General features: G+C 47.5%; 30 protein-coding genes. 13 read left to right on the top strand and 17 right to left on the bottom strand.

From position 1 onward, the window contains the following. Positions 1–34: 34 nt before the first annotated feature. On the bottom strand, positions 35–880 hold the full coding sequence (locus AB6T85_RS07650; RefSeq protein WP_369895182.1) for a GPO family capsid scaffolding protein: 846 nt from the start codon (positions 878–880) through the stop codon (positions 35–37). 138 nt (positions 881–1,018) lie between these two features. Between AB6T85_RS07650 and AB6T85_RS07645 the strand changes: the two genes are divergently transcribed. Together AB6T85_RS07645 and AB6T85_RS07640 are read left to right on the top strand one after the other, a co-directional pair. Beyond that, positions 1,019–2,776, top strand: a complete 1,758-nt coding sequence (locus tag AB6T85_RS07645; protein WP_369895181.1) for a terminase ATPase subunit family protein — start codon at positions 1,019–1,021, stop codon at positions 2,774–2,776. Continuing rightward, a complete protein-coding gene (locus AB6T85_RS07640; RefSeq protein WP_369895180.1) occupies positions 2,776–3,810 on the top strand; it encodes a phage portal protein in 1,035 nt (344 codons plus the stop codon). The genes AB6T85_RS07645 and AB6T85_RS07640 overlap by 1 nt, the downstream gene beginning before the upstream one ends. 30 nt (positions 3,811–3,840) lie before the next feature. Here AB6T85_RS07640 and AB6T85_RS07635 read toward each other — a convergent pair whose 3' ends face one another. Together AB6T85_RS07635 and AB6T85_RS07630 are read right to left on the bottom strand one after the other, a co-directional pair. Beyond that, positions 3,841–4,140, bottom strand: coding sequence for a DUF1493 family protein (locus AB6T85_RS07635; protein WP_301253117.1), 300 nt, complete (start codon positions 4,138–4,140; stop codon positions 3,841–3,843). Further along, positions 4,134–4,592: an STM2901 family protein gene (locus AB6T85_RS07630; RefSeq protein ID WP_301253118.1), complete on the bottom strand. Its 459-nt coding sequence runs from the start codon at positions 4,590–4,592 to the stop codon at positions 4,134–4,136. Before AB6T85_RS07630 ends, AB6T85_RS07635 begins: the two co-directional genes overlap by 7 nt. 444 nt (positions 4,593–5,036) lie before the next feature. On the opposite strand from AB6T85_RS07630, the gene AB6T85_RS07625 reads away from it, so the two are divergent. The 3 genes from AB6T85_RS07625 to AB6T85_RS07615 are packed head-to-tail and all read left to right on the top strand — an operon-like array spanning position 5,037 to position 7,923. Next, positions 5,037–6,095 (top strand): PD-(D/E)XK nuclease domain-containing protein, encoded by a 1,059-nt coding sequence (locus AB6T85_RS07625; RefSeq protein WP_369895178.1) that lies wholly within the window; start codon positions 5,037–5,039, stop codon positions 6,093–6,095. Between the two features lie 2 nt (positions 6,096–6,097). Beyond that, entirely contained in the window at positions 6,098–7,237 is a 1,140-nt protein-coding gene (locus AB6T85_RS07620) for a hypothetical protein (protein WP_369895176.1), read from the top strand. Between the two features lie 14 nt (positions 7,238–7,251). Then, positions 7,252–7,923 carry a hypothetical protein gene (locus tag AB6T85_RS07615; protein ID WP_369895175.1) on the top strand — a complete coding sequence of 224 codons (672 nt, stop codon included), beginning with the start codon at positions 7,252–7,254 and terminating at the stop codon, positions 7,921–7,923. Between the two features lie 61 nt (positions 7,924–7,984). On the opposite strand, the gene AB6T85_RS07610 is transcribed toward AB6T85_RS07615, so the two are convergent. The 10 genes from AB6T85_RS07610 to AB6T85_RS07565 all read right to left on the bottom strand — a co-directional run bounded on the left by AB6T85_RS07610 (position 7,985) and on the right by AB6T85_RS07565 (position 13,496). Continuing rightward, positions 7,985–8,182 carry a Tum protein gene (locus tag AB6T85_RS07610; protein ID WP_369895173.1) on the bottom strand — a complete coding sequence of 66 codons (198 nt, stop codon included), beginning with the start codon at positions 8,180–8,182 and terminating at the stop codon, positions 7,985–7,987. A gap of 191 nt (positions 8,183–8,373) precedes the next feature. Beyond that, positions 8,374–10,542, bottom strand: a complete 2,169-nt coding sequence (locus tag AB6T85_RS07605) for a replication endonuclease (RefSeq protein WP_369895172.1) — start codon at positions 10,540–10,542, stop codon at positions 8,374–8,376. Then, on the bottom strand, positions 10,539–11,405 hold the full coding sequence (locus AB6T85_RS07600) for a DNA adenine methylase (protein WP_369895171.1): 867 nt from the start codon (positions 11,403–11,405) through the stop codon (positions 10,539–10,541). The genes AB6T85_RS07605 and AB6T85_RS07600 overlap by 4 nt, the downstream gene beginning before the upstream one ends. After that, positions 11,402–11,737, bottom strand: a complete 336-nt coding sequence (locus AB6T85_RS07595; protein ID WP_301253124.1) for a hypothetical protein — start codon at positions 11,735–11,737, stop codon at positions 11,402–11,404. Before AB6T85_RS07595 ends, AB6T85_RS07600 begins: the two co-directional genes overlap by 4 nt. Continuing rightward, entirely contained in the window at positions 11,724–11,936 is a 213-nt protein-coding gene (locus tag AB6T85_RS07590; protein WP_301253126.1) for a TraR/DksA family transcriptional regulator, read from the bottom strand. The genes AB6T85_RS07595 and AB6T85_RS07590 overlap by 14 nt, the downstream gene beginning before the upstream one ends. Then, a complete protein-coding gene (locus tag AB6T85_RS07585) occupies positions 11,936–12,163 on the bottom strand; it encodes a DUF2732 family protein (RefSeq protein WP_369895170.1) in 228 nt (75 codons plus the stop codon). The genes AB6T85_RS07590 and AB6T85_RS07585 overlap by 1 nt, the downstream gene beginning before the upstream one ends. Before the next feature lie 68 nt (positions 12,164–12,231). Next, positions 12,232–12,573, bottom strand: a complete 342-nt coding sequence (locus AB6T85_RS07580; RefSeq protein WP_301253129.1) for a DUF5347 domain-containing protein — start codon at positions 12,571–12,573, stop codon at positions 12,232–12,234. Further along, positions 12,537–12,725, bottom strand: a complete 189-nt coding sequence (locus AB6T85_RS07575; RefSeq protein WP_301253131.1) for a phage filamentation protein Fil family protein — start codon at positions 12,723–12,725, stop codon at positions 12,537–12,539. The genes AB6T85_RS07580 and AB6T85_RS07575 overlap by 37 nt, the downstream gene beginning before the upstream one ends. 9 nt (positions 12,726–12,734) lie before the next feature. Continuing rightward, a complete protein-coding gene (locus tag AB6T85_RS07570) occupies positions 12,735–13,244 on the bottom strand; it encodes a phage regulatory CII family protein (protein WP_301253132.1) in 510 nt (169 codons plus the stop codon). A 30-nt stretch (positions 13,245–13,274) separates the two neighbouring features. Beyond that, complete coding sequence (locus AB6T85_RS07565) at positions 13,275–13,496, bottom strand: regulator (protein WP_301253133.1); 222 nt, start codon at positions 13,494–13,496, stop codon at positions 13,275–13,277. 155 nt (positions 13,497–13,651) lie between these two features. Here AB6T85_RS07565 and AB6T85_RS07560 point away from each other — a divergent pair, with 155 nt between their 5' ends. From AB6T85_RS07560 to AB6T85_RS07525, 8 genes are all read left to right on the top strand, one after another. Next, positions 13,652–14,242: a phage repressor protein CI gene (locus AB6T85_RS07560; protein ID WP_301253134.1), complete on the top strand. Its 591-nt coding sequence runs from the start codon at positions 13,652–13,654 to the stop codon at positions 14,240–14,242. Position 14,243: 1 nt separating this feature from the next. Then, positions 14,244–15,266 (top strand): phage integrase, encoded by a 1,023-nt coding sequence (locus tag AB6T85_RS07555; protein WP_301253135.1) that lies wholly within the window; start codon positions 14,244–14,246, stop codon positions 15,264–15,266. Between the two features lie 1,138 nt (positions 15,267–16,404). Continuing rightward, on the top strand, positions 16,405–16,785 hold the full coding sequence (locus AB6T85_RS07550; RefSeq protein ID WP_253455684.1) for a hypothetical protein: 381 nt from the start codon (positions 16,405–16,407) through the stop codon (positions 16,783–16,785). Between the two features lie 19 nt (positions 16,786–16,804). Beyond that, the gene (locus AB6T85_RS07545) at positions 16,805–17,023 is read left to right on the top strand and encodes a hypothetical protein (RefSeq protein ID WP_301252963.1); all 219 of its coding nucleotides are present in this window, start codon (positions 16,805–16,807) and stop codon (positions 17,021–17,023) included. Between the two features lie 664 nt (positions 17,024–17,687). Then, positions 17,688–18,602, top strand: coding sequence for a TauD/TfdA family dioxygenase (locus AB6T85_RS07540; protein ID WP_301252962.1), 915 nt, complete (start codon positions 17,688–17,690; stop codon positions 18,600–18,602). Positions 18,603–18,613: 11 nt separating this feature from the next. Then, complete coding sequence (locus AB6T85_RS07535) at positions 18,614–19,426, top strand: sulfite exporter TauE/SafE family protein (protein ID WP_253455693.1); 813 nt, start codon at positions 18,614–18,616, stop codon at positions 19,424–19,426. Then, positions 19,426–20,004, top strand: a complete 579-nt coding sequence (locus AB6T85_RS07530; protein ID WP_253455696.1) for a GNAT family N-acetyltransferase — start codon at positions 19,426–19,428, stop codon at positions 20,002–20,004. The genes AB6T85_RS07535 and AB6T85_RS07530 overlap by 1 nt, the downstream gene beginning before the upstream one ends. Positions 20,005–20,157: 153 nt before the next feature. Then, positions 20,158–21,045, top strand: a complete 888-nt coding sequence (locus AB6T85_RS07525; protein ID WP_253455699.1) for a LysR family transcriptional regulator — start codon at positions 20,158–20,160, stop codon at positions 21,043–21,045. 119 nt (positions 21,046–21,164) lie between these two features. Here the strand turns inward: AB6T85_RS07525 and AB6T85_RS07520 are convergent, their stop codons facing one another. Genes AB6T85_RS07520 through AB6T85_RS07505 form a run of 4 tightly spaced genes read right to left on the bottom strand, consistent with a single transcriptional unit; the run spans position 21,165 to position 24,341 of the window. Beyond that, positions 21,165–22,490, bottom strand: a complete 1,326-nt coding sequence (locus AB6T85_RS07520; protein ID WP_369895169.1) for an acyltransferase family protein — start codon at positions 22,488–22,490, stop codon at positions 21,165–21,167. A 45-nt stretch (positions 22,491–22,535) separates the two neighbouring features. Further along, positions 22,536–23,375 carry an MBL fold metallo-hydrolase gene (locus AB6T85_RS07515; protein WP_253455704.1) on the bottom strand — a complete coding sequence of 280 codons (840 nt, stop codon included), beginning with the start codon at positions 23,373–23,375 and terminating at the stop codon, positions 22,536–22,538. Positions 23,376–23,385: 10 nt separating this feature from the next. Beyond that, entirely contained in the window at positions 23,386–23,712 is a 327-nt protein-coding gene (locus AB6T85_RS07510) for a hypothetical protein (protein ID WP_301252961.1), read from the bottom strand. Between the two features lie 26 nt (positions 23,713–23,738). Then, the gene (locus tag AB6T85_RS07505; RefSeq protein ID WP_369895167.1) at positions 23,739–24,341 is read right to left on the bottom strand and encodes a peptidylprolyl isomerase; all 603 of its coding nucleotides are present in this window, start codon (positions 24,339–24,341) and stop codon (positions 23,739–23,741) included. Between the last annotated feature and the right edge of the window lie 19 nt (positions 24,342–24,360).

The raw sequence follows: 24,360 nt of genomic DNA, 5'->3' as shown, positions 1-24,360 counted from the left end.
TGTTTTAATCAGCGGCCAATCTGCACGCCGGGAATCAGCAGTCGGTCTGCACGCTGGCGGTGCTGTCGCCGCCGGTCGAAGCCGGGCGACGGGAAAAGCCGCCGTCTGTTTTCGCAAGCTGTGCCTGCAGCGCGGTAAACGCGGTGCGGTCTTCCCCGGCCTGCAGCTCCAGCGCGTCGAGCCGTTCGGTTAAGGCCGTTTCCAGCGCCGACAGGTTTTGCGCCTGCGCCTCGCCGTTCTGCTGCACCTGCTCGGCCACGGCGGTCACGGCCGCGCTGACGTCCGCAAACTGCAGATCGGCGCCTTTTTTCTTCGCGGAGAACATCGCGGTAACGCGGGCCAGCAGCGACGGCACCGGATCGGCCTCTTCGGTAAACTCGATCAGCGTTTCTTCAGCGGCGGTAAACAGGTTGTCCTTGTGCTGCTTGCGGGACGCCAGCGGATTGGCTGACGCCGTGGCGCTGAAACTCAGGATTTCGGTGCCGAGGCTCGCCGGGTCGTCGGTGATGGCCAGGCCAATCAGGTACGCCTCGCCGGTGTCGGCAAACTTCGGATTGACCTCAATCGAGGTATAGATTTTCTGGCGGGCTTTGGTCAGCTCAACCAGCTCCGGCGTCGGATCAATCCAGCCATACAGCGCCAGTTTTCCCTTAAGCGGGCCTTCGGTGATTTCCTCTGCCTCCACGGCGGTAACATCACCGAAGCGGCGGAAAGTGCTGTCGGCGGCATAGCCTTTGATGTGCTCCATGTTGACGCGGGCGCCATACATCGCCGGGTTATAGTTCGCCGCCATCTGTGAAATCCAGTCGCGGGAAATTTCGCGGCCGTCGGTGGTTGCGCCTTCCACTGCGATACGAAAACGCTTTGCTTTAGTTGCCATTACAGGCTCCGGTTGTTGGTTCAGGTCGGGGCCAGTTTCACCGCCGCGGGCCATCCGCTCAACGAAAGCCAGCCCGCTCAGCGACCAGCAAACAGGCACAGCGGGCGCGCCTTTTTGCGCCCCGGTAGCCTTGTCGTTATGAAAATACAAACCACCATTAGCGATCCGCGCCGTCAGGCTGCGCTGCTTTACTGGCAGGGATATTCCGTGCGCCAGATTGCGGAGACGCTCGGCCAGAAAACACCGACCGTGCAGAGCTGGAAGCTGCGCGACGCATGGGAAGATATCGCGCCCATCAGTCGCGTCGAGGCCAGCATGGAGGCGCGGTTAATTCAGCTCATCATGAAAGAGGTAAAGGGCAACGGGGACTACAAGGAGATAGACGCGCTGGGCCGCCAGATAGAACGCCTGGCCCGCGTCGAGCGCTACCGCAGTTCGGGTAACGAGGCGGATTTAAACCCGAACGTGCGCAACCGCAACAGGGGCGAGCGCCAGCCGGTGATTAAAAACGTCTTCAGCGACGAGCAGACCAGCAAGCTGACCGGTCTGTTTATGGATAACTGCTTTGAATACCAGCTCAACTGGCATAAAGCAGGACTGGATCACCGCATCCGCAATATCCTGAAATCCCGCCAGATTGGCGCGACGTTCTACTTTGCCCGCGAGGCGCTGATTGATGCGCTGACCACCGGGCGCAACCAGATATTTTTATCCGCCAGCAAGGCGCAGGCGCACGTTTTTAAAAACTACATTATCGACTTTGCCCGGCAGGTTGACGTTGACCTGAAGGGCGATCCGATTGTGCTGCCGAATGGTGCGCGCCTGATTTTCCTGGGCACCAACGTACGCACCGCGCAGAGCTACACCGGCAACCTCTATCTGGATGAATATTTCTGGATCCCGAAATTCCAGGAGCTGCGCAAGGTCGCCAGCGGCATGTCGCTGCACAAGAAATGGCGCACTACCTACTTTTCCACGCCGTCGAGCCTGTCGCACAGCGCGTACCCGTTCTGGTCAGGTGAATTATTCAATAAGGGGCGGCGGAGCAAGGACGACCGCATTGAGCTGGATTTGTCGCACTCGCATCTGGCGAAAGGCGCGCTGTGCGGCGACGGTCAGTGGCGGCAGATTGTCACAGTTGAGGACGCGCTGACCGGCGGCTGTAACCTGTTTGACCTGGACCAGCTTTCACTTGAATACAGCCCGTCGGAATATCAAAACCTCTTAATGTGTGAGTTTGTCGACGACGAGGCCAGCGTGTTCCCGTTCGCCGAGCTGCAGACCTGCATGATCGACAGTCTGGAAGAATGGACGGACTTTAACCCCTACGCGCTGCGCCCGTTTGACTATCGCCCGGTATGGATTGGCTACGACCCGTCGCACACCGGCGACAGCGCGGGCTGTGCCGTGATTGCGCCGCCGCTGGTTGCGGGCGGTAAGTTCCGCGTGCTGGAGCATCATCAGTGGCGCGGCATGGACTTTGCCGCGCAGGCAAAATCCATTGAGGATTTAACGAAAAAATACACCGTGGAGTATATCGGCGTGGACGCTACCGGCATCGGCCAGGGCGTTTTTCAGCTCGTTCGCCAGTTCTACCCGGCGGCCCGCGAGATCCGTTACTCGCCGGAAGTCAAAACCGGGATGGTACTCAAAGCCAAAGACACCATCGGCAGCGGCCGCCTGGAGTACGACGCCGGAAGCACGGATATCACGCAGTCCTTTATGGCGATCCGTAAGACCATGACCGCCAGCGGCAACCGCTCAACCTACGAGGCGAGCCGCAGCGAGGACGCCAGCCACGCCGACGTCGCCTGGGCAATCATGCACGCGCTGCTAAACGAACCGCTTACCGCCGCCAGCGGCGGCGCTAACCCTTCAATTCTGGAATTTTACTGATGAAAAAACGCAGCCGTAAGGCATTCAAGGCAGCCCCAGCGACTCCGGCCGCGCCCCAGCAGGTCGAGGCTTTCACCTTCGGCGAGCCGACGCCGGTGATGGATAAGCGGGACATTCTGGATTACGCAGAGTGCATCGGAAACGGACGCTGGTACGAGCCGCCGGTCAGCTTTCACGGGCTGGCAAAAAGCCTGCGCTCGGCGGTGCATCACAGCTCGCCCATCTACGTTAAACGCAATATTCTGGCCTCCACCTTTATCCCGCATCCCATGTTGAGCCAGCAGGAGTTCAGCAAGTTTGCGCTGGATTATCTGGTGTTCGGGAATGCGTTTGCCGAGCTGCGTCGCAACGGCCTCGGCAAGCCGTTCAGGCTGGAAACCACCCCGGCAAAATTTACCCGCAAGGGCGTGAAGAACGGGGAATACTGGTTTGTGAACGACTGGAAGGAGCCGCACCAGTTTGCAGCCGGCAGCGTGTTCCACCTGATTGAGCCGGACATTAACCAGGAGCTTTACGGCCTGCCGGAATACCTCAGCGCGCTAAACTCCGCCTGGCTGAACGAGGCGGCCACGCTGTTTCGCCGCAAGTATTACCAGAACGGGGCGCACGCCGGTTACATCCTGTATATGACCGACGCGGCGCAGAGTTCCAGCGACGTTGACCGCATGCGGCAGGCGATGCGCGACACGAAAGGGCTGGGCAACTTCCGTAACCTGTTTATGTACGCGCCGAACGGCAAGCCGGACGGGATTAAAATTCTACCGCTCAGCGAGGTGGCGACGAAAGACGATTTCTTTAACATCAAGAAGGCCAGCCGCGACGACCTGTTAAGCGCGCACCGCGTGCCGCCTCAGATGATGGGGATTATCCCGGACAACTCCGGCGGGTTCGGTGATGCAGTGAAGGCGTCACAGGTATTTGTCAGGAATGAGTTAACACCGCTGCAGGAGAGGATGAAGGAAATAAACGACTGGATGGGAGAAGAGGTGATTGCATTCCGGCCCTATTCACTGGAAGCGGCCGCAGCAAACTGAAGATATAGCGCCTGCCTTTGCAGGCGTTAATTATTTACCCAGCCAGCGACCGGCCCGTGCAGACTCAACCAACAGACGAATAGTCAGCGGATCATGGGGCGCTGTAAAATCTTCCGGGAAATATTCGGCAAATGTGATAGTGCCAGGGTCAATGCCAAACTTGTCAGCATAGCGTTCCAGCAACTCATACGCGTCGATAGGATCCATGCGAAAGTCGTTGTTCAGATCGGTGTCCAGCTCAAGCTTATAACGCCTGAACGTGAACAGACTTCTGCCGTTATAATCTTCAACCAGTGCAAATACGGCCTTTTCTGTATCCTCGCTTACCATATTCTGTCGTCCTTATTGGCAATACGGTTGTATTTTACCGTGGCTTTCCAGCCTATCTCCGCCACATCAGCGGCCATAATTACCCAGCCTAAAACCGGGATTGTGCGACCGACAAACGTCCCCAGCTTGTGAGTCATTAACATTTTAATTTGAAGCGGCTTTTTAGGATTTTGTATCCACGTAGGCAATCTGAACGGAAGACGGTAATCGCGTAACAGCTTGCGGGAATAAACCGAAGCATAAGAGGTGCCTTTCCACGCCCCGTTTAGCTTGCCGGATACGTCAATCGTATTTTGTCCCGAATAGATCGCTGCCAGCGCGAGGATATCTTTTGCACCGCTGAAGTGCTCGGCAGTCACATCAATCATTATCCAGAAATAAAGCTCTCCGGCAGACAAGTTGGTAAGCCCGCCGTAAAAGTAAGTCCCGTTTAGCTGCTCAGTTGTATCCATATCATTCCCTTACATGGGTAACCGTATTGGTTAAAACTGTACCACATCGATTCCGGCCAATGCCAGACGCCTCAGACGCATTTTGCGTGGCCCTCGTGCTTAAATCACCTCTCTGTCACCCCAAACCATTGCGCACGCCTCCGGGGCGCTGACGCAGCCTGCGGCACACATGTTTACCCCCTCTGCGCGCAATGCTATCCCCGCCACGCCTGCCCGCTTTATAGGCCGGTTTTAATGCAGTTGCATTTCATCACAGCGTCTCAAGCTGTCTGCATTGAGATGGCTGATCGTTGTCAGAAAAAATCATGCATTTTCATGCAAGATAATGCAAAGAAATTAAGAATATGATACTGATCGATTTGTCGTGTCTTTCTCGTAGCGTACAGCTGCGTCTGGCAGTAGGCTGACATTTAGAGACTTATCCAAAAATATAGGTGACTATCTATGTCCGGTGAAACACAAAATATTTCCACAATGGCAGAAAAAGTTTCTTTTGATTTATTTAAATGGTTCAAATGGGACCTCGTTGGTACAACTAATGAGAACTTCCCATGCATGAAAAAAGAGCAGCACAAGACTAAGGCAGGTACTCATCCAACAGATGTCGTTTTTTCCTACAAAGATCCTTATCTGAATAGAACTGTTTTTTTAAACACTGATTTAAAGAGCTATGTTAAAGGTTCAATAACTTCAACTTCAATGCGAAAGGCTTTAGTGTCGTTAGCCAATTCAATAGACTGTGCAGAAGGTAGTAAAGAATGGAAAGAACGGTACTCTTATAAAAGTGGATCCTCTGAGGTCAGAGGTATGTTATTTGTTTATAATCACGATGGCGATTTTGACCAATCATTTTATGATGTATTTTATCAGTCCCATGTTTCAGAAACAGATAAAATGCAGCGCGGTATAAACCTTGACAACATACCTTTAAAGCAGGGTCAAAAAATACATATCATTGAACCGAGAACGATAAATTATCTTCAATCCATAATCTCTGATTTATCTCATCTAAGTCACAAAAGAGAATTTCCACTCGGTAGAAATTATCAGTTTTTTTATCCGGATTTATCTTTACATAAAGTCAGCGGTTCGCCTGAGGATCACCCAGCAACCGTCGAGTTACTGACCGGCCCATTCCTTATTATTAAACACAATGATGTCAGGCATTGTAATGAAGATACGGAAAAATGGGAAAAAACCTTTGATCATGGATATGTAATTTACTACAACGGCGAAGGAAAAAATGAATTAGAGTTCATTTATATTCTAGATACATTATCAAAATACCAACTTCTTGATGGCAATGAGAAAATAAGAATTAGGATTGTCCACCCAAACATCTATAAAGATGTGCGTAGTATTTTCATGCAAGCTAAAGAAACTTATTCAAAAGAGTGGGGTTTTGACGAGCACAAACAAAAAATAATAAACACCATTGAATTTCATCAAGTAGAATTTACAAAACCTCGATTTAGTTCGATTGAAATTGGTTGGGAGCGATAACAATGAAAATTGGTTTGTATAGTGTAAATGACAAGGCTATGTTTGATGCTCTAAATCAAACTAAGGTTACTCATGAAGATTTGAAAAGCCTATTCTTCAAAAGAGGCACTATTATATCCAAAGAAACTAAGCGTAAAGCTTTAGCATTAGATTTTTCGAAAAATTATCATGGATATTATGATTTCGAATATCTTTCTGAAATTCTTGGTTCAGTCGGAAGAAGAGAGAAATTATCGATCAACATTGTCAACACGCCAATAAAAAAAGATGAAATGGAAGCAAATCTAAAATCCATTTGCGAAGATTTGCAAAAGGGAGGTGATGTAACAAATATAATCTTCACCGAAAAAGGATTTGATGTATCGGTAAAATATGTAAAACTAGACTATACAATGAGCGAGTTCCGCCAGTCATCATCTCGTGAAGCCAAAATCCAAATCGAAATAAATGATGCTGGAGAATACATCACTCGCTTTCCGCAGAATTCTAAGGCCAGAGACTTTAATGACCGCCTCATTGAAAAAATTAACGAAGATAATCAAGAAGTTCAAGCTAGCTTAGAAGAGATATCGCTTGAAACTGTTAAAGATCACAATGAGAGAAGTAACTTCTTTAAGCAATTGATTATCAGCATGCCTAACTATAAATGCATAGATGTTTCCGATGTTTATGTTACCCACCCTATTTTAGAGGCAAAAAAACACCCTAAAAAAGACAATGAGCCTGATGGTGATGGTGATGGTGATGGTGATGGTGATGGTGATGACACAGTCATTGACACTGGTTATCATATTTCCAAGGCCTCACTTAAAGGTCGTGGCGTATTAGAATCTCGAGAATTAAAAGAATTATTAAGTAAGGGTTTTTACATTACTAAGATTGTTTGGATTTCTGTATTAGAACAATTTAAAGATTCTGATAAATATGAATTCGAAGCACAATTTATGGATCCGGAAAATTGCAAACTATTCTCCTATTTAGTTCGCGGACTTTATAAATACAAAAAAATAAATGACTACACTTACCGCCAAAATGTAGATAAAGAAAAAGAGGTTGTGCTATTATTATCCATAGAAAATACAGCTCGAGAGATATCTGGAAAAATAGTTTCCTCCCATATAGTTGAGGTTATCACTGAATAATAAAAGGAGTTGCTATGAAAACAAAATGGTTTAATGCCAACTTCCCAGCAGGCCTAGATGGGTTATATAACTCTATCATTGATACTCCTTTTGACAGTGATAAAGGGTGGGGTTTTAGTATTAACACATATGAAGAAAATTTTTTATCATCAAATTATATTGAAAGAATTGAAGTGCATGAAGTTATTACGGATCCTTATGGTAATGAAACTGAATTTGAACACTTCAAATATGTCCAGTTTAAATTTTGGTTTTGCAAGGCCAATAACAATAACTTTATTCTTATTATTGAATCTCCACCAAGAAGCATGAAAAGCTTTATATCAAATATTATTAAGGCAACCAAATCTGATTTTAGTATTTCCGTAATCACTATAAAAATAGATGATTTTATTAAATTACTTACACCTCAATTTGAAAAAGTGCAGGTGCATAAAGCCAAACTAAAAGATTTAACTTTTAATAAACATACTTCTGGCATTTTAGAACTTGAATCTTCAAGCGATGCTCTTGATGAAATAAAGAATATATTTAAGAATGCAAAATTCACCATTGATAAAGTAAAAATCAATGTTAAAAATAATACTGGCTATGAATTTTTGGAGGTAAATAGCAATGGCTCTATCGATTTTCCAGAAGAAATATTTGAAGAGATTTTCTTTACTGTAGCTAAATTTTCCTGTTAACTTTTTTAGTAAGCACTTTGAGAAAAATTCAGAGTGCTTATAATAGAAGGCTAAAAAAGCATCATTTCTTATTAATAGAACTATCAGCTGAAAAAACGACAGTGAAATTATTATTTCCTATCAATTTTCCTTTTGCGATTTCAGCAATCAACCCTAAAGCAATTTCGCGATCTTTATCATGACATTCACCTTCTGCTGTTAACCGAGCAATCATTTCTACTCGCTCAAGCACAACCTGTTCGTTTAACACTCTATCCACTTACCCCCCCACAATATATACTGTATAAATACACAGTACCACGTAATGACAGAGAGAGGAAAGTAAAAATATCACTCACCCGCTCATGTATGTGCATGAAATGCACGCCTTTTAGGCCTCTACTAGCACCGTATCTCCTGACATCTTGATAATAAAATTAAGTACTTTATTGGCATTAGCACGGTATTTTCTTAAGCTTCAAGTGTGGCTCCTATTAGAAATATCTCACCCCTGGCGGTCCCTCCGCACCATGTTCCATTAATACAACTTTTACCACCAGCAATCAGATGTATTGCTTCACCACGGCTTATACTGATGCCAGTTACCATACGTATTTCGTCGACAGCTTTCTGGATGGCAACTTGCTGCTCACTCGTTCCATGCAAAAATAACCCTCTCCTGGGCGGCTTTGGCTTACTTAGTCTTTTTGTTAGCTCGCGTCTTTCATGCCGACTTAGTGGTTTTAATAAATCAAGCTCTGGGGGATCAGTTACTCTTCCCGTACAGTTATTGACAGAACTCCGAGAGGACGCGGACGCGTCCTTAAAATCAACGGCCAGGTCAACGGCGCGCTTTGGCACAATCTTCCACTGTGCGAGGCGGGTTAAGATCGGGGTGTCTTCACCAACTGACGTGGCGTAAACGCCCTTAATGCGCACGGTTTCCTCGCCGTACTCGTTGGAGTCTTCGCTTGCCTGATACCAGGTGCGCACGGCCAGCTCGTCACGCTTCACGAACGGGCCGCCCTGGGCGTTGACATATTCCGCCCAGTCGCCCGCGTCTGCAGCATCGTGCGCGGCGGCAAACTCAATGCTTAAGCCCTGCGCCGTTTCGCTGTCAGCCATACGGCGCAGCTCACGATAAACCGTTACCGGCGCACCGCCGACAAACTGGAACTGACGGATGTGCCAGCGCGCTGCCCAGGCAGACACGGCGGGCGCGGTTTCCTTCAGCTCTTTGCCGCTTTCGTCGTCCAGCTCGCCCTCGAGCGCGTAGCCGTCGATGTTTTTGGAGATGTACTTAGCCACGTAGCCGGTCGCGCTGCCTTTCTCCGGATCGATAGCCTCAGCATGAAAGCGGGCCTTTCTGGCTTTGTCCGTGGCCAGTTCGTAGCTGTCCTGCTGATACGCGTAATCGCGGATCACCTGCCGGACGCGCTGCATGTCTTCCGGGCGCATGAACATCAGCATATGCCAGTGTGGCGTACCGTCGTGATGCGGCTCGGCTACGCGAATGCCGAAAATGCGGATCTCTTCCCGGTGCAGTTTGGCGCGGACTTTCTGCCAGACGTTGCAGAGATAGCGCTGCGTTTCCGCCGGGCTGGCACCGCTCCATTTGCGGTTGCGATAGCCGGTCTTGATTGTGGCGTGATAGCGGGCGGGTGCGGTCAGCGTATAGAAATCGCCGACAAAGCCCATATTGTTGCAGATATTTTCAAAGCCACGGATGCGGGTCATCAGCTCGCAGCGACGAATCGCCGGGTTCGCCACGCTGCCATCGTATTTTTCAATCAGGCTGATGCGGTTGCCTTCCTCGTCTTCCAGCTCCATGCCCTTGAGGAATTCACGCGTGCGACGCTTTTGCTCGCGCCACTCGTTTACAGTCATGGTGCTGGCGTAAGGGGTATGTTTTTTACTGACGTTTGCGAGCGCTATTTGCAGGTGCTCGCGCCATGAGGCAGCCACGCGACGCAGGCGTCCTTTCCACCATTTTTCGGTCTGCATACGCATGATCGCAGGCGTCACGTCTTCCGGGCAGAAAATACGCGAGGTAACTTTCTCCCACAGTGGCGGGATCTGCTTCAGTTCGCGGGTGATGGCCGCAGCCGTCATGTAAACCCGGTGCGTGTATTTATAGTCTGATTCATTCTCAGACTGGCCGTGCGCCTGCACCATTTCCGCCAGGATAAAGCTGGCGATATCCCCGGCCAGTAAATCCACGTCGGCACGGGCCAGATCCGGAAGGCGGTTAAAGCGGTTCATCAGCTCCCACAGCGTACCCGCCGCACCGGCGGCCCCGGTTTTATCAGAGGCGTTACCGGTAAGCAGCGTAAAGGTGCCGGCGCTCATTTCGCCGAGGCGATACTGCGAGCTGACGCTTTCAACGCGTGGCAATGTGCGCTCGACGAACGTTTTCGTTAAGTACGCATTGGCACGCGCTGTGCCGTGAGTTTTTTCCAGCTCACCGGTGCGGCGCTTTACGTCAAGCTGAACGAGCGTCGGCTGCTTCTCCAGTAAATTCTGTGCATGCGACAAAGCCGCAATCATTCGACTGCGGCTGTGCTCCTCTTCATAGGTTAGGTATGGGCTGGCGATAGCCTCCCGTGGTGCATTCCACGGGTAAGCGTATTCCTGAATCATTGGGCCACCGGGATTATCGCGGAATAATCATCGCTTGCGCCCATATCCACACCAATGAAAACAGGGCTTGCCTTCGGGCAACGAACAGCAACGATTTCTGTCGCGCACTTACTCTTACCAGCAGCGACCCCAACAGAGCGGGCTACGTTAATTCTGGTAATGTCGAATGCGCGGAAAATGCTGCGCGTGAAAAGCGTGTCGCTGTTGGATACTGCAACAGGATTTTGCTCAGAAATACCCAGCAGAATACAGGCCAGTGAGTGCTGGTCGTCTTCGCTAAACCCGCCGGTATGATAATCGGTAAACGCCCCGTGATACGGCGGATCGCAATACACCACATCACCGGTTTTTACCATGCCCAGGGTTTCACGAAAATCAGCGCAGATGAATTCGGCTCGCTGCGCCCTCTCGGCAAACGCTTCAATTTCAGCCATTGGGAAATATGGCTTTTTGTAATTACCGTATGGAATGTTGAATTCTCCCTTACGGTTATAACGACATAGCCCACGGTATCCATTACGGTTTAAATAAAGGAAATAAGTGGCGCGCTGTAGCAATGTTAGTGACGGGCAGGAGTTAAATTCCTCACGGATACGGTAATAATCTTCCGCTTTCTCATTATCAATAAATAATTTCATTGCAGTAACGATGAACGGATTAGTAATTTCCTTTATCTGGCGATACATATTAATTAGATCAGGATTTACGTCCACCACCAGATAAGCCGGGAAATCCGTATTCATCATTACCGCGCAAGATCCAGCGAACGGCTCAACCAGGCGATCACCTTGCGGCAGATGCAAGGAAAGAGCAGGCATAACGCCTGCTTTGCTACCGGCCCATTTTAAAATAGTCTTGTTCACTCTTCCCCCTGACGCATACGCTTTTCATATTCAGCCTTTTTTTGCTCACGCAGTGGAGAAAGAACTGAATAAATCTCCTGACAGGCAATTAACAGGCGGCTATAAATGTCCGACATTTGGCCTAACTCGCTTACTTCATTGCGATGGGCAGCAATGCCTATGCAATCACTTATAAGATCGCGAGCTAATAGCGCCTCGGATTTGTAAACGGCCATTACTTCGGACACACGCACACGCTTTCCCTCAACCGTGCGCCATACCATCCGACCTAAAACATAATCTCCGGTTTTTGCGATACCGATATCGTGAGTTCCATTATTAATTGAAAGCATTGGCGCGCTCCTCCAGTTCCTGACAGCTCACGCAGCGGGTAACACCCTGAACGGCACGGCGGCGTGCTTCAGGGATGGGCGCGTCGCAATCTTCGCAAAAAGAGGCGCTGACCGTCACCGGGCGATAAATTACCTGGGCGATATTGCGCGCCAGCATTTCGTCGGTGCGCTGCTGCACCAGATCCATTGAATCGGCCATCAGTGCAGCTCCTGCGATTCATTGGTGTAACGTTCAGCCTCGCGGCGGATAAGCTCGGCGGCTTCGGTGCCATTTAGCTCCTGCTCACGGATATGCGCGGCCAGCTCAGCCAGGCGATCGGAAACGGCCAGCGCACGGTCTTTGCGTTCTTCGGTGCGGGCCTTATTCAGCAACGCGGCCAGCGCCTCTGTTTCGCTGTCAAAATTGCGGGTTTCGATATTTCTCATTTCTCTTTTTCCTGAGTGCGGGACAAGGGATGCCCGACGGGTTGACGTCATTTATTTAAAAAGGTTGATTAGTTGGGCAGAGTCATTCTCTTGGGAAATAAGCTCACTACTGCACGAAAATGGTTCATCGCACGAATAAGCGCGCTTTTTTCATCAGTGGTCAGCTCACTGAAATCAAGCTCATGCCGCTCAGTCCGAATATTTGCCAGATAGAAAATAGCGCCTAATGCCCGCTTGTTTTCCTGATAGTTCCGGTCAGTGGTATCACGCATTTCTTCAAAAAAGCGGCTGATATCCTTTCCGCAATCGTTGCCCCAAAATTTTGAGCGCAGTTCGGCAACGTGATTCAGTCCGGCCACTCTTGCGCCCGCTTTTATTTCAGCAAGTGCTGCTTCAGCTTTAATAGCCATAATTTACCTCTTTTACTGTTTTTTTTATTACTGGAAAAATCTTGCTGTTTTAATGCCGGATTCCAGCGCTTGCCGTCCTTGTTCATAATCCAGCCATGACCGTATGCAGGTAACGGACTTTGACGCTTCAGTAGCGCAGCCATTGAGATCATTATTTTTCCTTAACTCAGACCGATGGAAGCGCTAAGGCCGCTAATCGCATCCACGGTGTTAGCCAGGGCTGGATTAGAATGCACGCGGGCATGAACGCTTAAGCCGATCAACGAAAGACAGCGGATGCCCGCATTGATGTTTTCGATAAATGCACTCTTACAGGAAGGCGTCATTTTCTGCCCCGAAACGGCAGCAGCTGCCACTTTTCCCAGCTCCGACGTCGCCTGCAAAACGTAATGAGTTACACGCTCAGCTTTCGCTTCATTGACCGGCACGGCAGGCATACATTTCATTTGCGACAGCAGACCGTCGATTAGCGTTGCGTCTTCAGTCAGATCGGTAATCGCGGCAATCTCCATCGCCGTTAACTGGTGAACCTGATCCGGGTTCAGTTTGTTGCGCAAAGTCTGATGATTCATCCCTAAACGGTCGGCCAGTTCGCGGATGTTATGGCGAACAGCGAACGCCCGGCAGGCATTATCAAAGTGCGGTTGTTTGGAAACCTGATAATCAAACATGATTAGTTAATCCCTAACTCGTAAGATTGTTTACGCCTGAAGCGAAATTCGGCATTCGCTTAAGGCTTCAACGGTTAGGGCTGCCATGTTTACTTCGACGCGAGCGCGGGGCTTATCGCCTTTACCACGGATTGGCAGACGACCATCACGGATCATATCGCGGGCGGTGCCTTCTGCGATGCCGGTCAATAAGCAGTACTCTTCTAAAGGCATATAGGGGATCGGGATCGTGATTGTAATATTAGGACGCATGCATCAAACTCCTTATTTCGCGTGAGTGCATCAACACTCAACAACATTCAACAACATTCAATAATATTCAACTTTTTGCAAACTATGGAGAGACTTTAATTCGCATTTAGCAAAACATCAATGAAATTTTGCAAAAAGCGAATTTAGGCTAAATTATGAGCAAATTCCCCTTTGATAAAATTGACCACAGCAGTGTCGTTTTAGACCGAGTCACTGAGGCATACGGCTTCTCTCAGAAAATGCAGCTTGCGGATCACTTAGATATGGCGGCGAGCAGCCTTTCCGCCCGCTTTAAAAGGGGTATTTTTCCTGCCGATATCGTGGTCAGATGCGTTGCAGAAACTGGGGCCTCACTGGAATGGTTATCTACTGGTTCAGGAAAAAAATTTGATGGCGACGAGCCGGACACTTTGAAGTTTTCGCGCCAAAAACTTGTTGATGGCCAACTGTACGATTCAGGTTATGTTACGTTTGATAAAACCCTATTCCGAGAGGGTATCCCCTCCCCAGCCTTACCCATGCTTTTACAAACGGACAAAGCCCAATATGTCGTTGATTGCAAAACAAGCGAAGTTTACGACGGAGAATGGCTAATCAATGTCGAAGGCAAAATCAGCATAAGAAGGTTGATTCGTATTCCAGTAAAAAAAGTAAGAGTAAGCGGTGTCGCCGGAGGGCTTTCTTTCGATTGCGCTCTGGACGAGATCGAAATTATTGGCCGCATAGTGCTAACGATTATTGATTGATATGTCTATTAGAAAACAAAGCGACGGCAAATGGCTTCTTGATTTTTACCCAGAAGGGAAGCCAAAAGGTAAACCGAGCAAGCGTATTCGCAGAACTTTTTCAACAAAAGGTGAAGCTCTAGCCTACCAGAACCACGTTATGGAAAATCTCCACATCAAACCGTGGCTAGATGGCAAAGAAGATCGCCGCAAACTTAAAGATTTAGTTAACCAGTGGTTTGACGAGCACGGCATAACGCTTGATGACGGAGAACGGCGTAAAGGGGCCATGGAGTTTGCTTGCGCCAGTATGGGTGAACCTTTAGCGCATGAGTTCACTGCTACGCTTTTCTCTATTTATCGCAAAAAGCGCCTGTCTGGCGAGTTGTCTCGCACCAGCAGAGTAGAAAAGGTTTCTCCCCGTACCGTCAACCTTGAACTAGCTTATTTTCGAGCAGTTTTCAATGAGCTGAAGCGATTAGGCCACTGGAAAAGCGACAACCCTTTAGAGCAGATGCGGCCTTTTAAATCTGAAGAAAGCGAGCTAATTTATCTTGAAGCTGATGCGATAAAAAGGCTTCTTGCTGAATGCTTGAATAGTCGAAACCCCAGCGTTTGGCATGTGGCAAGAATTTGCCTTGCTACTGGGGCGCGCTGGAATGAAGCCGAGAGCTTAACTAAACAACAGGTTTCAAATAATCGAATTTCATTTTTCAAAACGAAGGGCAATCGTAACCGCACTGTGCCTATTAGCCAGGCGTTATATGACTCACTGCCGATCCCCAAAAAAAATTCACCTTTGTTTGCTCCCTGCTATTCAGCTTTCCGAAAGGCAGTACAACGCGCTGAATTATCACTGCCTGACGGGCAACTTTCGCACGTTTTACGCCACACTTTCGCTAGTCATTTCATGATGAATGGCGGCAACATTTTAGTGTTGCAGCGCATTCTTGGACATACAGATATCAAGATGACAATGCGCTATTCACACTTTGCTCCCGATCATCTTGAAGAGGCTACGAGGATGAACCCCCTGGAAAATTAAGCCCCCTTTTTGTCCCCTCAAGACTCATAAGCTCAACAACATTCAACAACATTCAACACTTAACCTGTTGATAATGCTTGTAAGTCTTTGTTATATATAGGGGGTACACGGTTCTCATAATCGCTTGGTCGCTGGTTCAAGTCCAGCAGGGGCCACCAGATTTAATGATGAAAATCATGCAGTTAAGCCACCCTTTATGGGTGGCTTTTTTGTTTGTGTTTTTTGAGTGGCGATGAAATGGCGATGTATTTTTCATTCCTCTGAAATTAGCGACAAAAAATCCCGCTTTCACGAGCCCTTCATCAGAGCAATCATGCTTTGTCTGTCATTGTACTAAAAAATCGACACCTTTCCGTCTGGCCGGGCAAACGCTCTCCCCGTCACGCCTGTCCGTTTTGTAAATCAATTTTTCATACAGCCATATCGAGCCATTAAAACGGTGCTAATACAGGTCGGCAATATCAAAAATGAGAGGAAGTAATGCATGTATAATAATGCACTCAATGCATGCATAACTTTGATGAAGGTGATTATCGGTAATGCATGCTTCACTTGCTCTCAGGGCGTGACCATGATCGATAGATTTTGCTCACAGCGGAGACAGTGAGAAAAGCCAAGACGACGGAAAAAAGGCCCAGGAAAATTATTAGCGAGAGTAAGGGGTTCATCGCTCCCCCTAAGCTCGTAAAATCACTCATCCTCGCGAGCTGCTCAGGCGTTAATACACGAAGAATGACCTCCGGTATAATTAAAAATAAAATAATAACAGTCGAGACATAAATCAGCAATTTTTTTGTTTTTCCCATCTTCTTTCTTGCTCTTGTTGGTGAATATGATCAAAAATTGGGCGAATAACACAACAAGGATCTAAGGTAGATCACAAACCTATTTGCAATTGAAGATGCAGGCCAATAAGAAATTAGCTATTGCATTAACAAACTCTCTAAATGACCTCAATGATGATTATATGTCTACTATCGAAAAGATAAAGCTGGGTGAGCTGCGTATTATTAATTATGGATCTTGCCTTGTTCCAAATTAATATTATCGTAGTTCATGCCGCGATACATTCAGAGAAGATAAACGGTTAGTCTTTTCTTTAAGTGAGATATATAGAAGAAACAATATAGCTCTGGATATGGTTGAAATTTACTTCCGCAAAACATTAGCAAGACCTGGAGATGAAAAAAGCTATAAACTTGCATCTCATATCCAAAATTTGTTAGGTAAAGCAGCAGAGCATGCATCAACCAAAGCCAGCAAATTGGTTCTGTCCTTCACAATTGCTAACCTGGTACTTAATAGTGCCGAATTCAAAGAAAATCATATAAGAATTGTTAATTCTTTTTCAACGTGGTTTGTGAATGCCGCGACACTTTATGCAAAAGCGCAAGTAGCTGCATCAGCCGCAAACAGGCTAAAGTTCCAGAACCCTTCATATTATCAAGCGCTATGTAAAGAAAACATTGAAATGCTTTATTTTCTTATTGAATCCCAAACATCTGAAATAATCTATTAGGTAAACTCTGAAGATAACAATGAAGAAAAAATTGCAGATGCGCTGTATGAGATTTTACGCAAATGAAGCGCGCATTATTATGGCTACTTCAGTAATTTTTTATTTGGTACCTGCCGCAATCATTGTGGCAGGCGTGTATGTTTTTATACGTTTCATCCCTGGCTATGCCGCACCTCTTATTTTATTATGGGTAATTATCGTTTCTTTGGTATATGTCAGGTATAATAAATGGTATTAATAATACCCAGCCCCCTAAAAGTTAGCTTGTAAGGGCAGTTATTAAAATTATTATAAGATGCTGTATTATGCGCTCATAGAAAATATCATCATGTTTAATAAGGCGTATAACACCATTCCTGAAAAGTAGATCCTCAGCCTTTTGATGCTGGCAAACATCGTTATATTCATCGGTGAAACAAGATGTGTAATACAGCAGACGGGTAGCTCCTTTTTTCAACTCTCAGCTTGATTAGCAACCGGCTGCCCGACCGCAGAAACAGCCTAGTAAAGCTGAGCACTGCCACCATGAAAACGCCGCCCCGGAAAGATGAATAATTTTGTTGTGGGGAACAGCCCTGTAAAAAACTCACACCCCGAAAGACTCCACTAATCGCTGGCCCTACTCCACCATTACAAGCATCTCAAATACGGGTTTCCCCGCTGCTAAAGCGCCTCAGAAACCTTCACATAACGTCGGAACAAAAATTTGTTAGCGCACCTTCTGCAAGAACTTTCGACTGTAAAGAAACGTAGTTAAATGTAAATAAACCAATTTTTAGATAAACGTTATTTATGCATTTGCCGCACGTTAATCATATGTTAAATATATATCCACCTTCAAATCAGCATTTTATCTTAGTTGAATCAGAGCTATTTCTATTGAAAGGTTGGCAGTTCAAATAATGAAGAATGGACTAATTTTAACAAAAGCGGGCAGGATACGTGATGCACTGCCGATGAGTACCGTGGAATTTACCACCGGGTTAAAAAGAGAGTGTTTTGTATTATGGTCTTTGCCGCAATTCAGGGCAGACGAGCTTACCAAAACGCCTCTTTTTCCATCAGATGCAGATCTTGTTGAAAGTAAAAATTCAGATTTACACGGGGCTTTATTATCGGCGCATTTCGAGGCTGGCCTGTGGCCCGTAGTCTATCAGGGTGAGAATAACGGCCATTTAATCCGCCACGTCTGTCCGATGATGAAAGCAGAAGATAAAATCAGTTCTCAGGGAGGAAAGTATGATTTTTATCCGCACGTCGATAATCCCGATCTGCCGATTACCGGAGAAACGCCGTTTTCAACCTTAGGTAATTGTCCCGATACGCTGACGCTTCTTTGTTTACGAAAAGAAGATAATGTCAGGACCAGTTTACTGAAGCTGGATTCAGTCATCGCCCTTCTGTCTGAAGAAACAAAATTTATTCTGACGCAGCCGTTTTTTAAAGTCGACAGGCCGGCAAGCTTTGAAGGAAATGCTTCTGTAGAAGGCGTCCCTGTTCTTGTAGCAGAGAGCGGCGTATGGTACTCGCGCTTCGACTGGCACAATACCAGCGGCATGAATCCTGAAGCAGAAAACGCGCTGAAAATTATGCGTGAACTCACTCTGGACCGAAGCCTGTGGTTTGATGCGCCGCTCAATCCCGGCGATGCCATTACTTTTTTAAACCAGAGAACCATGCATACCCGAAATGCATTTCAGCCACGTTTTGACGGCACGGACAGATGGCTGCTGCGGGTCTTTGGTTTACTCAATCGTCCGCTTAACAGTCAGCTGCTTGACGCTGCAAACTGCCTTCATCACTTACGCACTATTTAACGGAAAGAAGTATGCCTGAATTATTTAATTCCTCATTTTTTATTGAGGGAAGCCTCATTGCCCACTATTTTTTTATTGGCTTAATTCTGCTGGTCGCAGCCTCTTTTGTCGCTGGTTATATTGATGCCATTGCCGGTGGAGCGGGTCTGATTCTTATTCCTGCCTTTATTTTAACCGGGCTTCCTCCGCAGCTCGCGCTCGGTCAGGAAAAATTAGTCAGTACCATAGGCACCATTGCAGCAATAAAAAACTTTATTAAAAACAAGTCAGTAATATGGAGTGTCGTACCAGCCGGTCTGATATCTGCGCTCGTTGGCGCCTATGTCGGTGCCCGGGTAATACTTTTATTACCTGCTGAGGCGCTATCTCTGGTTATCGTTGCGTTGCTGCCTGTCGGCTTACTGGCCGCCACCATCAAAGGCAGGGTAAAAACCACGGCGCAATCTGCAGGTAATGCCTCGTTTCTGGCCGTGTTCCTGGTTTGCTTTACCGTGGGTTTTTATGATGGTTTCTTCGGGCCGGGCACGGGGAGCCTGTTTATTATTGCGTTGACGGTAATTAATAAGTTTGGGCTTTTACAGGCCTCTGCTACCAGTAAAATATTCAATTTCTCTTCAAATATCGGCGCGTTTGTGGCTTTCGCCATTGCCGGAAAAATGGCTTATCTTATCGGCATTCCAATGATCGTTGCCAGTCTGCTGGGCAATCATATTGGCAGCCTGCACGCGATACGCACTAACGGTGAAATAATAAGAAAAGTTCTTTTTGTTTCCGTTGGCGTGATGATGATTACTTTACTGGTTAAATATTTTACGGGTTTTTAATGATGAAAAATTGTGCTGAAAATATCACTTACCGTTTGGCAACCCACGATGATATCGCCGGAGTTAAACAGCTGCTGGAGCGGCATCACGTTAAGAATCTGAATAGCGACCAGCGTGAGAACGGCTTTGTTACTACCGATATGACCGAGCAGCAGCTACAGGATTTAAGCGATAGAGAGAACGGCGTGACCATTGCTTACGATGAAAAAGAGAAAAAAGTCGTTGGCCTGTTATTAGGGGCATCATGGTTTTTTTTAAAACCCTGGCCGATGTTCGATTATATGGCGAGCATTCTTAAAGATTATTCGTTCAATGGCGAGGCGCTTTCCGCCGATACTTCCTATCAGTACGGGCCTGTTTGTATTGATGTTGCCTACAGAAGCCAGGGAATTGGCGAGAAATTGCTGGCCCATCAGCGTAAGGTTTTTGCCTCTCGTTATAAGCACACCGTGACTTTTGTTAATGTGCTTAATCCTCGCTCTTACGCTTTCCACCACAGGAATAATTTCGAAGACTTAGGCTTCTTCGAATTCAACAGCAATAAATATTATATGCTGGCCATTAACACCGCAGAGTAAAAAGCTTTTCAACCCGGCCCTGGCGACGTCAGGGCTTTAGTCTGAAAGTGAATTGTCCGTACGGCCACAGAAGCAAAAGAAAGTGACAAATTTATTAATAAACCTTATAAATTGTTTTGTGCCGATGGTTTGGTTTTTAGCATGGGGTATTAAATGAAGTTAAATGAACTTCTTGCGTTCGTAACGGTTGTGGAGACAGGAAATATTACTCAGGCCGCCGAGCGTCTGAATCGCGTGCAGTCGAGCATTTCACACCGAATCAGAAGCCTTGAAGATAATCTGGATGTCACCCTGCTCGACCGGAAAAGCGATGGCTGTTCGCTGACGGCGCAAGGCCAGATACTCTACGACTATGCAGTTAAAATACTGAACCTCGCGGATGACTGTAAAAGCAACATCTTCCACTCCAGAAGCAGCCAGGTGAACATGCGTATTGGCATAATCGAATGCCTGCCCGCGTGGGTGATCAGTTCAATGATCGACTCAGGTTACGATCTGGGCTGGAACATCGATGTGTCGATTGGCAATACTATCAGCCTGCTCAACGCTTTCGATCAGAATGAATATGATGCAGTAATCATTGGTGCCGGTTTCTCTAATGCGCAGCATACGCGGTCGACTTTGCTATCCAGCGAGCTGGTCATCATTACAGAAAAGGATTTTCCGACCATCACGGATATCTCCACGCTGGATGACGAAGTTTTTATGCTTAGCAGCAAAAAGTGTGCAACCTCGACCCGCAACTATACCACTTTGTTCAAAGAAGGCCGTATCACCCCAAGACGAATTGTCGAGTGCGGCTCTTATCCCGTGCTGTTTTCAAGCGTTGCTGCGGGTAAAGGCGTCTCTCTGGTATTGCGCTGTTCAATCAGCAGCGAGGTACAGAACAAAATTAAAATCCATGAGCTCTCCGGCCAGTTTAACGACTTCAGAATCGAGCTCGTTTACCGTGCCGATTGCGCTAACCTGGACAGCACGAAATTCAGAAGCGTGATGACATCCGTTTTTCAGGATCCCCGTCTGCACAATCCCGGTCATTAAGACCTGGCCTTTCCGCCAAAGCGCATACGGACTTCCTGCTGAGCCAGCAGGAAGTCCGTAATCTGCTACATGCTCTCAACCTGAATAACCGAGCTGTTTGTTGATCCCGTTGCCTTAAGTTATGAAGGCTTACGCACAATGACCAGCGCCTTGGTTCGGCACTTTTCCAGAATCAATTTCATCACTGGCACTTCAAAATACTTGTACATAAATGACGCCAGCGAAACGGAGAGCACCAGCGCAACGGCGATCAGCGCGATACCTTCCGGCAGGCTGAATTTTCTTCCCGCCGTAAGGTTTAAAAAATAGAACAGTACTAAAAAGTGAACCATATAGAACGCATAGGATATTTCTCCCAGCCATACCGAGGTCTGATTATTCAGCACGGTCTTTCTGGTTTTCAAATCATCGCCAGCCATAGAGATAATCAACAGGCAAACAGGAATGATGAATACCACGCTCATGCTGAACTGGTAGGGAATATACATTGAGCCGACGTAAGTCGCCGCCAGAATGGCAAGCGAGGCCGTTTTACTCAGCACCAGTGCCCGACCGTTAATCAACAACCTGGCGGCAAACATACCGGCGAGAAACTCAAATATACGCGCCGGGGGAAAAATATATGACACCCAAAAATGCTGCTGCGAAATCGGAAATGCGCCCATCATGTGGTTCGGCTCAACCCAGAGATAAATGCCGGTCTGCACCAGCAGGGAGGCAGCAGTAACGGCGATTAATCCGGGCAGGTCAAATTTTGCCGGTATCGCTTTCATGACCCTGAAGAGGAAAGGAAAGGAGAGGTAAAACATCGCTTCGATGCACAGTGACCAGCTGGGGCGGTTGCCCACAAAGAAATAATGTACATCATCAAACCAGGTATTCAGCAGCAGCAGGTTCACGGACCACAGCTTATATTGATAAAGGCTGGTCGCGCCAATAATAAACGCCATCACCCAGGTGAGGCAGTGGGTAGGATAGATCTTGGCAAAACGACGCAGATAGAAATCGCCAGGCGTATCGTTATTTTTCGCTGACCATACCATGATAAAGCCGCTGAGTATGAAGAAGTAGGAAACGCCGAGCCAGCCCGCTTTCCCTACCATCACCGTAAAGATGTGCTGGATGTTGGCATCAGCAAACGGCGCCAGATCGCTTGGCAACGATGAATGAAATAAAAAAACTAAAAAGGCGGCCCAGAATCTGCTCCCTGTTAATGAGGGAAGTTTAGGCAGCCTGGGAAGTTCTCCTGGGCCCAGCGATTGACCGTCATTAAAATGATTCACCTCGCCGCAAGCGGCATTAACACCTGTTTCTCTATTAAGCGCAGAATTCATTATATTCCCTATAAGGATAGTATTGAGATACCAAAATATATTCTGAAAGATAGCGATATGCAGAAAAAAGCAGCGATGACAAAGCAGCCTGAATAAATACTGCCTTGCCATTCGATAAAACAATTATTTTCAGAGCATGAAGCTCATTACGTTTTTTTATTTTTTAATATTGACGACTCCGTATCCTGAATTGCCCTTTTCAATATGGCCAAAGCCGTATTCTCCGAAATGCATGCCGCCAATAAGAACGCGATCGGAGCTGACCATATCGAGCACGCGAGAACGAGTTTCTGCCGCCATCTGAGCGTCGTAATCAAAGGCGATCGTCACTTCCGGTTTCTGCAATTGAATGTGCGGAAAATGTACAATATCGCCCCAAATCAGCAGGCTCTCCTGACTGCCTTCAATTCTGTAGCCCGTATGGCCCGGCGTGTGGCCTTTCAGCGGCATGGCAAAAATACCGGGCAGTACCTCACCTTTATCGAACGGGCGAAAATTCTGCTGATACTTTTCAAATATGCTGCGCGCCAGCAGGAAATTCCCCTTAACCCGATCGGCGACCGCCGCAAAATTTTTGTCATCCTCCAGATAGCGATATTCCTCATTATTGATCACCAGTTCGGCATTGCTGAAGACCGCTTCACCTTCCGCATTGAGCAGGCCACCGATATGATCGGGATGCGCATGTGTCAGCAGCACCGCGTCGATATTTCCCGGCTCCAGCCCCATTTTTGCCAGGTTAGCCACCAGCCCGCCTCCCCAGCCCTTAATGCCGCCGGCTCCGCTATCGATAAGAATATTTTTGCCCTGGCGGCGCACCAGGAAAGTATTGATATGCACATCGTTAAGCCCGTTTACCCGTGCGCCATTCTGAATGTTTTCGCACTCTGCTGCGTTGACGTTAGCCAGCATGCCAAAGTCAACCTGCAGATAGCCGTCGCTCACCGCAGTAATCGACATATCACCGAGTTCGAGGGTGGGAAATAGTGTACTCATAGCCTGTTCCTTAGTTTTTTACACAGATGTTATTTACGTCATAAGAGAAACAGCGGATCCTCGCAACGACCCCCATTTTCTCCCTAATTAATTCATCAACCTGATGCAAAAATTCTTCCAGTACCGGCGCGGTACGAAATGTTTCCTGCCTTAGCTTTGCTTCAAAGTATACCGGCGTACCAAAACCTATTTCGGCCGTAAGGTAACTAATATGAATATTGTTTTCTTTTGCCTTTAATACCTTCATAGCAATATGAGTTAACGAGGCTGAAAATTCCGCAAAGGCATCGTGGTTAATGCGATGGGCCGCGGATGTATAAAGGGTAATACTGGGCATTTTACCTCGCTCCTGCGAATGGATATTTACGCTGCTTTCAGTGGGATTAATCTCATGCTTTTTATAACGTCAGGATTGACCACCGTACCGAGTTCAGAACATCCACGGCGAAGCCCATCGATCAGTTCCATTCCGCGCGTCACTTTGCCAAAAGCGGTGTAATTTTGATCCATAAAGCGCGAGCGGGCGGATGTGATAAAAAACTGATGGCTGGCACTGTGCGGATGTCTGGATCGGGCCATGCCGAGAGTGCCGCGTTCAAACGGCAGGCTGTTAAATTCTGCCGCCAGTTTCGGTAGCCTTAAATAATCCAGGCCAGTCTCTTTTACCGGATCTCCCGTTTGTGCCATAAAGCCTTCAATAACTCGCGCGAACGGCATGCCGTCATAGAATCTGGCCTGCACCAGAGTTTTAATGCGATCCACGTGATTAGGAGCCAGCTCGGGAAACAGGCTTATGGTTACCGTTCCACTGTGCAGCTTCATTTCAATGAGATCATGACGGTTATTTGCCCGGTTAATCATGCCGGGCAATATCAGCGCCCCGGCACACAGGCCCAGGCTACCGCCAATGAACTTCCGACGATTCATAGTGTTACTCCAGTTGCGCGGCCGGATCTTGCCGGGCATAGTTTGCTCAGCCCGAACC

Origin of the sequence: Erwinia aeris (assembly GCF_041224955.1) — a bacterium.
Taxonomy (GTDB): Bacteria; Pseudomonadota; Gammaproteobacteria; order Enterobacterales; family Enterobacteriaceae; genus Erwinia; species Erwinia aeris.
Note: the sequence above shows the minus strand (reverse complement) of the source record. Positions and strands in the feature narration are given on the sequence as shown.

Coding starts and splice junctions, on each gene's coding strand:
- AB6T85_RS07650 (WP_369895182.1), bottom strand. CDS start 880: ATGGCAACTAAAGCAAAGCGTTTTCGTATCGCAGTGGAAGGCGCAACC.
- AB6T85_RS07645 (WP_369895181.1), top strand. CDS start 1,019: ATGAAAATACAAACCACCATTAGCGATCCGCGCCGTCAGGCTGCGCTG.
- AB6T85_RS07640 (WP_369895180.1), top strand. CDS start 2,776: ATGAAAAAACGCAGCCGTAAGGCATTCAAGGCAGCCCCAGCGACTCCG.
- AB6T85_RS07635 (WP_301253117.1), bottom strand. CDS start 4,140: ATGGTAAGCGAGGATACAGAAAAGGCCGTATTTGCACTGGTTGAAGAT.
- AB6T85_RS07630 (WP_301253118.1), bottom strand. CDS start 4,592: ATGGATACAACTGAGCAGCTAAACGGGACTTACTTTTACGGCGGGCTT.
- AB6T85_RS07625 (WP_369895178.1), top strand. CDS start 5,037: ATGTCCGGTGAAACACAAAATATTTCCACAATGGCAGAAAAAGTTTCT.
- AB6T85_RS07620 (WP_369895176.1), top strand. CDS start 6,098: ATGAAAATTGGTTTGTATAGTGTAAATGACAAGGCTATGTTTGATGCT.
- AB6T85_RS07615 (WP_369895175.1), top strand. CDS start 7,252: ATGAAAACAAAATGGTTTAATGCCAACTTCCCAGCAGGCCTAGATGGG.
- AB6T85_RS07605 (WP_369895172.1), bottom strand. CDS start 10,542: ATGATTCAGGAATACGCTTACCCGTGGAATGCACCACGGGAGGCTATC.
- AB6T85_RS07595 (WP_301253124.1), bottom strand. CDS start 11,737: ATGCTTTCAATTAATAATGGAACTCACGATATCGGTATCGCAAAAACC.
- AB6T85_RS07590 (WP_301253126.1), bottom strand. CDS start 11,936: ATGGCCGATTCAATGGATCTGGTGCAGCAGCGCACCGACGAAATGCTG.
- AB6T85_RS07585 (WP_369895170.1), bottom strand. CDS start 12,163: ATGAGAAATATCGAAACCCGCAATTTTGACAGCGAAACAGAGGCGCTG.
- AB6T85_RS07580 (WP_301253129.1), bottom strand. CDS start 12,573: ATGGCTATTAAAGCTGAAGCAGCACTTGCTGAAATAAAAGCGGGCGCA.
- AB6T85_RS07575 (WP_301253131.1), bottom strand. CDS start 12,725: ATGATCTCAATGGCTGCGCTACTGAAGCGTCAAAGTCCGTTACCTGCA.
- AB6T85_RS07570 (WP_301253132.1), bottom strand. CDS start 13,244: ATGTTTGATTATCAGGTTTCCAAACAACCGCACTTTGATAATGCCTGC.
- AB6T85_RS07565 (WP_301253133.1), bottom strand. CDS start 13,496: ATGCGTCCTAATATTACAATCACGATCCCGATCCCCTATATGCCTTTA.
- AB6T85_RS07560 (WP_301253134.1), top strand. CDS start 13,652: ATGAGCAAATTCCCCTTTGATAAAATTGACCACAGCAGTGTCGTTTTA.
- AB6T85_RS07555 (WP_301253135.1), top strand. CDS start 14,244: ATGTCTATTAGAAAACAAAGCGACGGCAAATGGCTTCTTGATTTTTAC.
- AB6T85_RS07550 (WP_253455684.1), top strand. CDS start 16,405: ATGGTTGAAATTTACTTCCGCAAAACATTAGCAAGACCTGGAGATGAA.
- AB6T85_RS07545 (WP_301252963.1), top strand. CDS start 16,805: ATGAAGAAAAAATTGCAGATGCGCTGTATGAGATTTTACGCAAATGAA.
- AB6T85_RS07540 (WP_301252962.1), top strand. CDS start 17,688: ATGAAGAATGGACTAATTTTAACAAAAGCGGGCAGGATACGTGATGCA.
- AB6T85_RS07535 (WP_253455693.1), top strand. CDS start 18,614: ATGCCTGAATTATTTAATTCCTCATTTTTTATTGAGGGAAGCCTCATT.
- AB6T85_RS07530 (WP_253455696.1), top strand. CDS start 19,426: ATGATGAAAAATTGTGCTGAAAATATCACTTACCGTTTGGCAACCCAC.
- AB6T85_RS07525 (WP_253455699.1), top strand. CDS start 20,158: ATGAAGTTAAATGAACTTCTTGCGTTCGTAACGGTTGTGGAGACAGGA.
- AB6T85_RS07520 (WP_369895169.1), bottom strand. CDS start 22,490: ATGGCAAGGCAGTATTTATTCAGGCTGCTTTGTCATCGCTGCTTTTTT.
- AB6T85_RS07515 (WP_253455704.1), bottom strand. CDS start 23,375: ATGAGTACACTATTTCCCACCCTCGAACTCGGTGATATGTCGATTACT.
- AB6T85_RS07510 (WP_301252961.1), bottom strand. CDS start 23,712: ATGCCCAGTATTACCCTTTATACATCCGCGGCCCATCGCATTAACCAC.
- AB6T85_RS07505 (WP_369895167.1), bottom strand. CDS start 24,341: ATGCCCGGCAAGATCCGGCCGCGCAACTGGAGTAACACTATGAATCGT.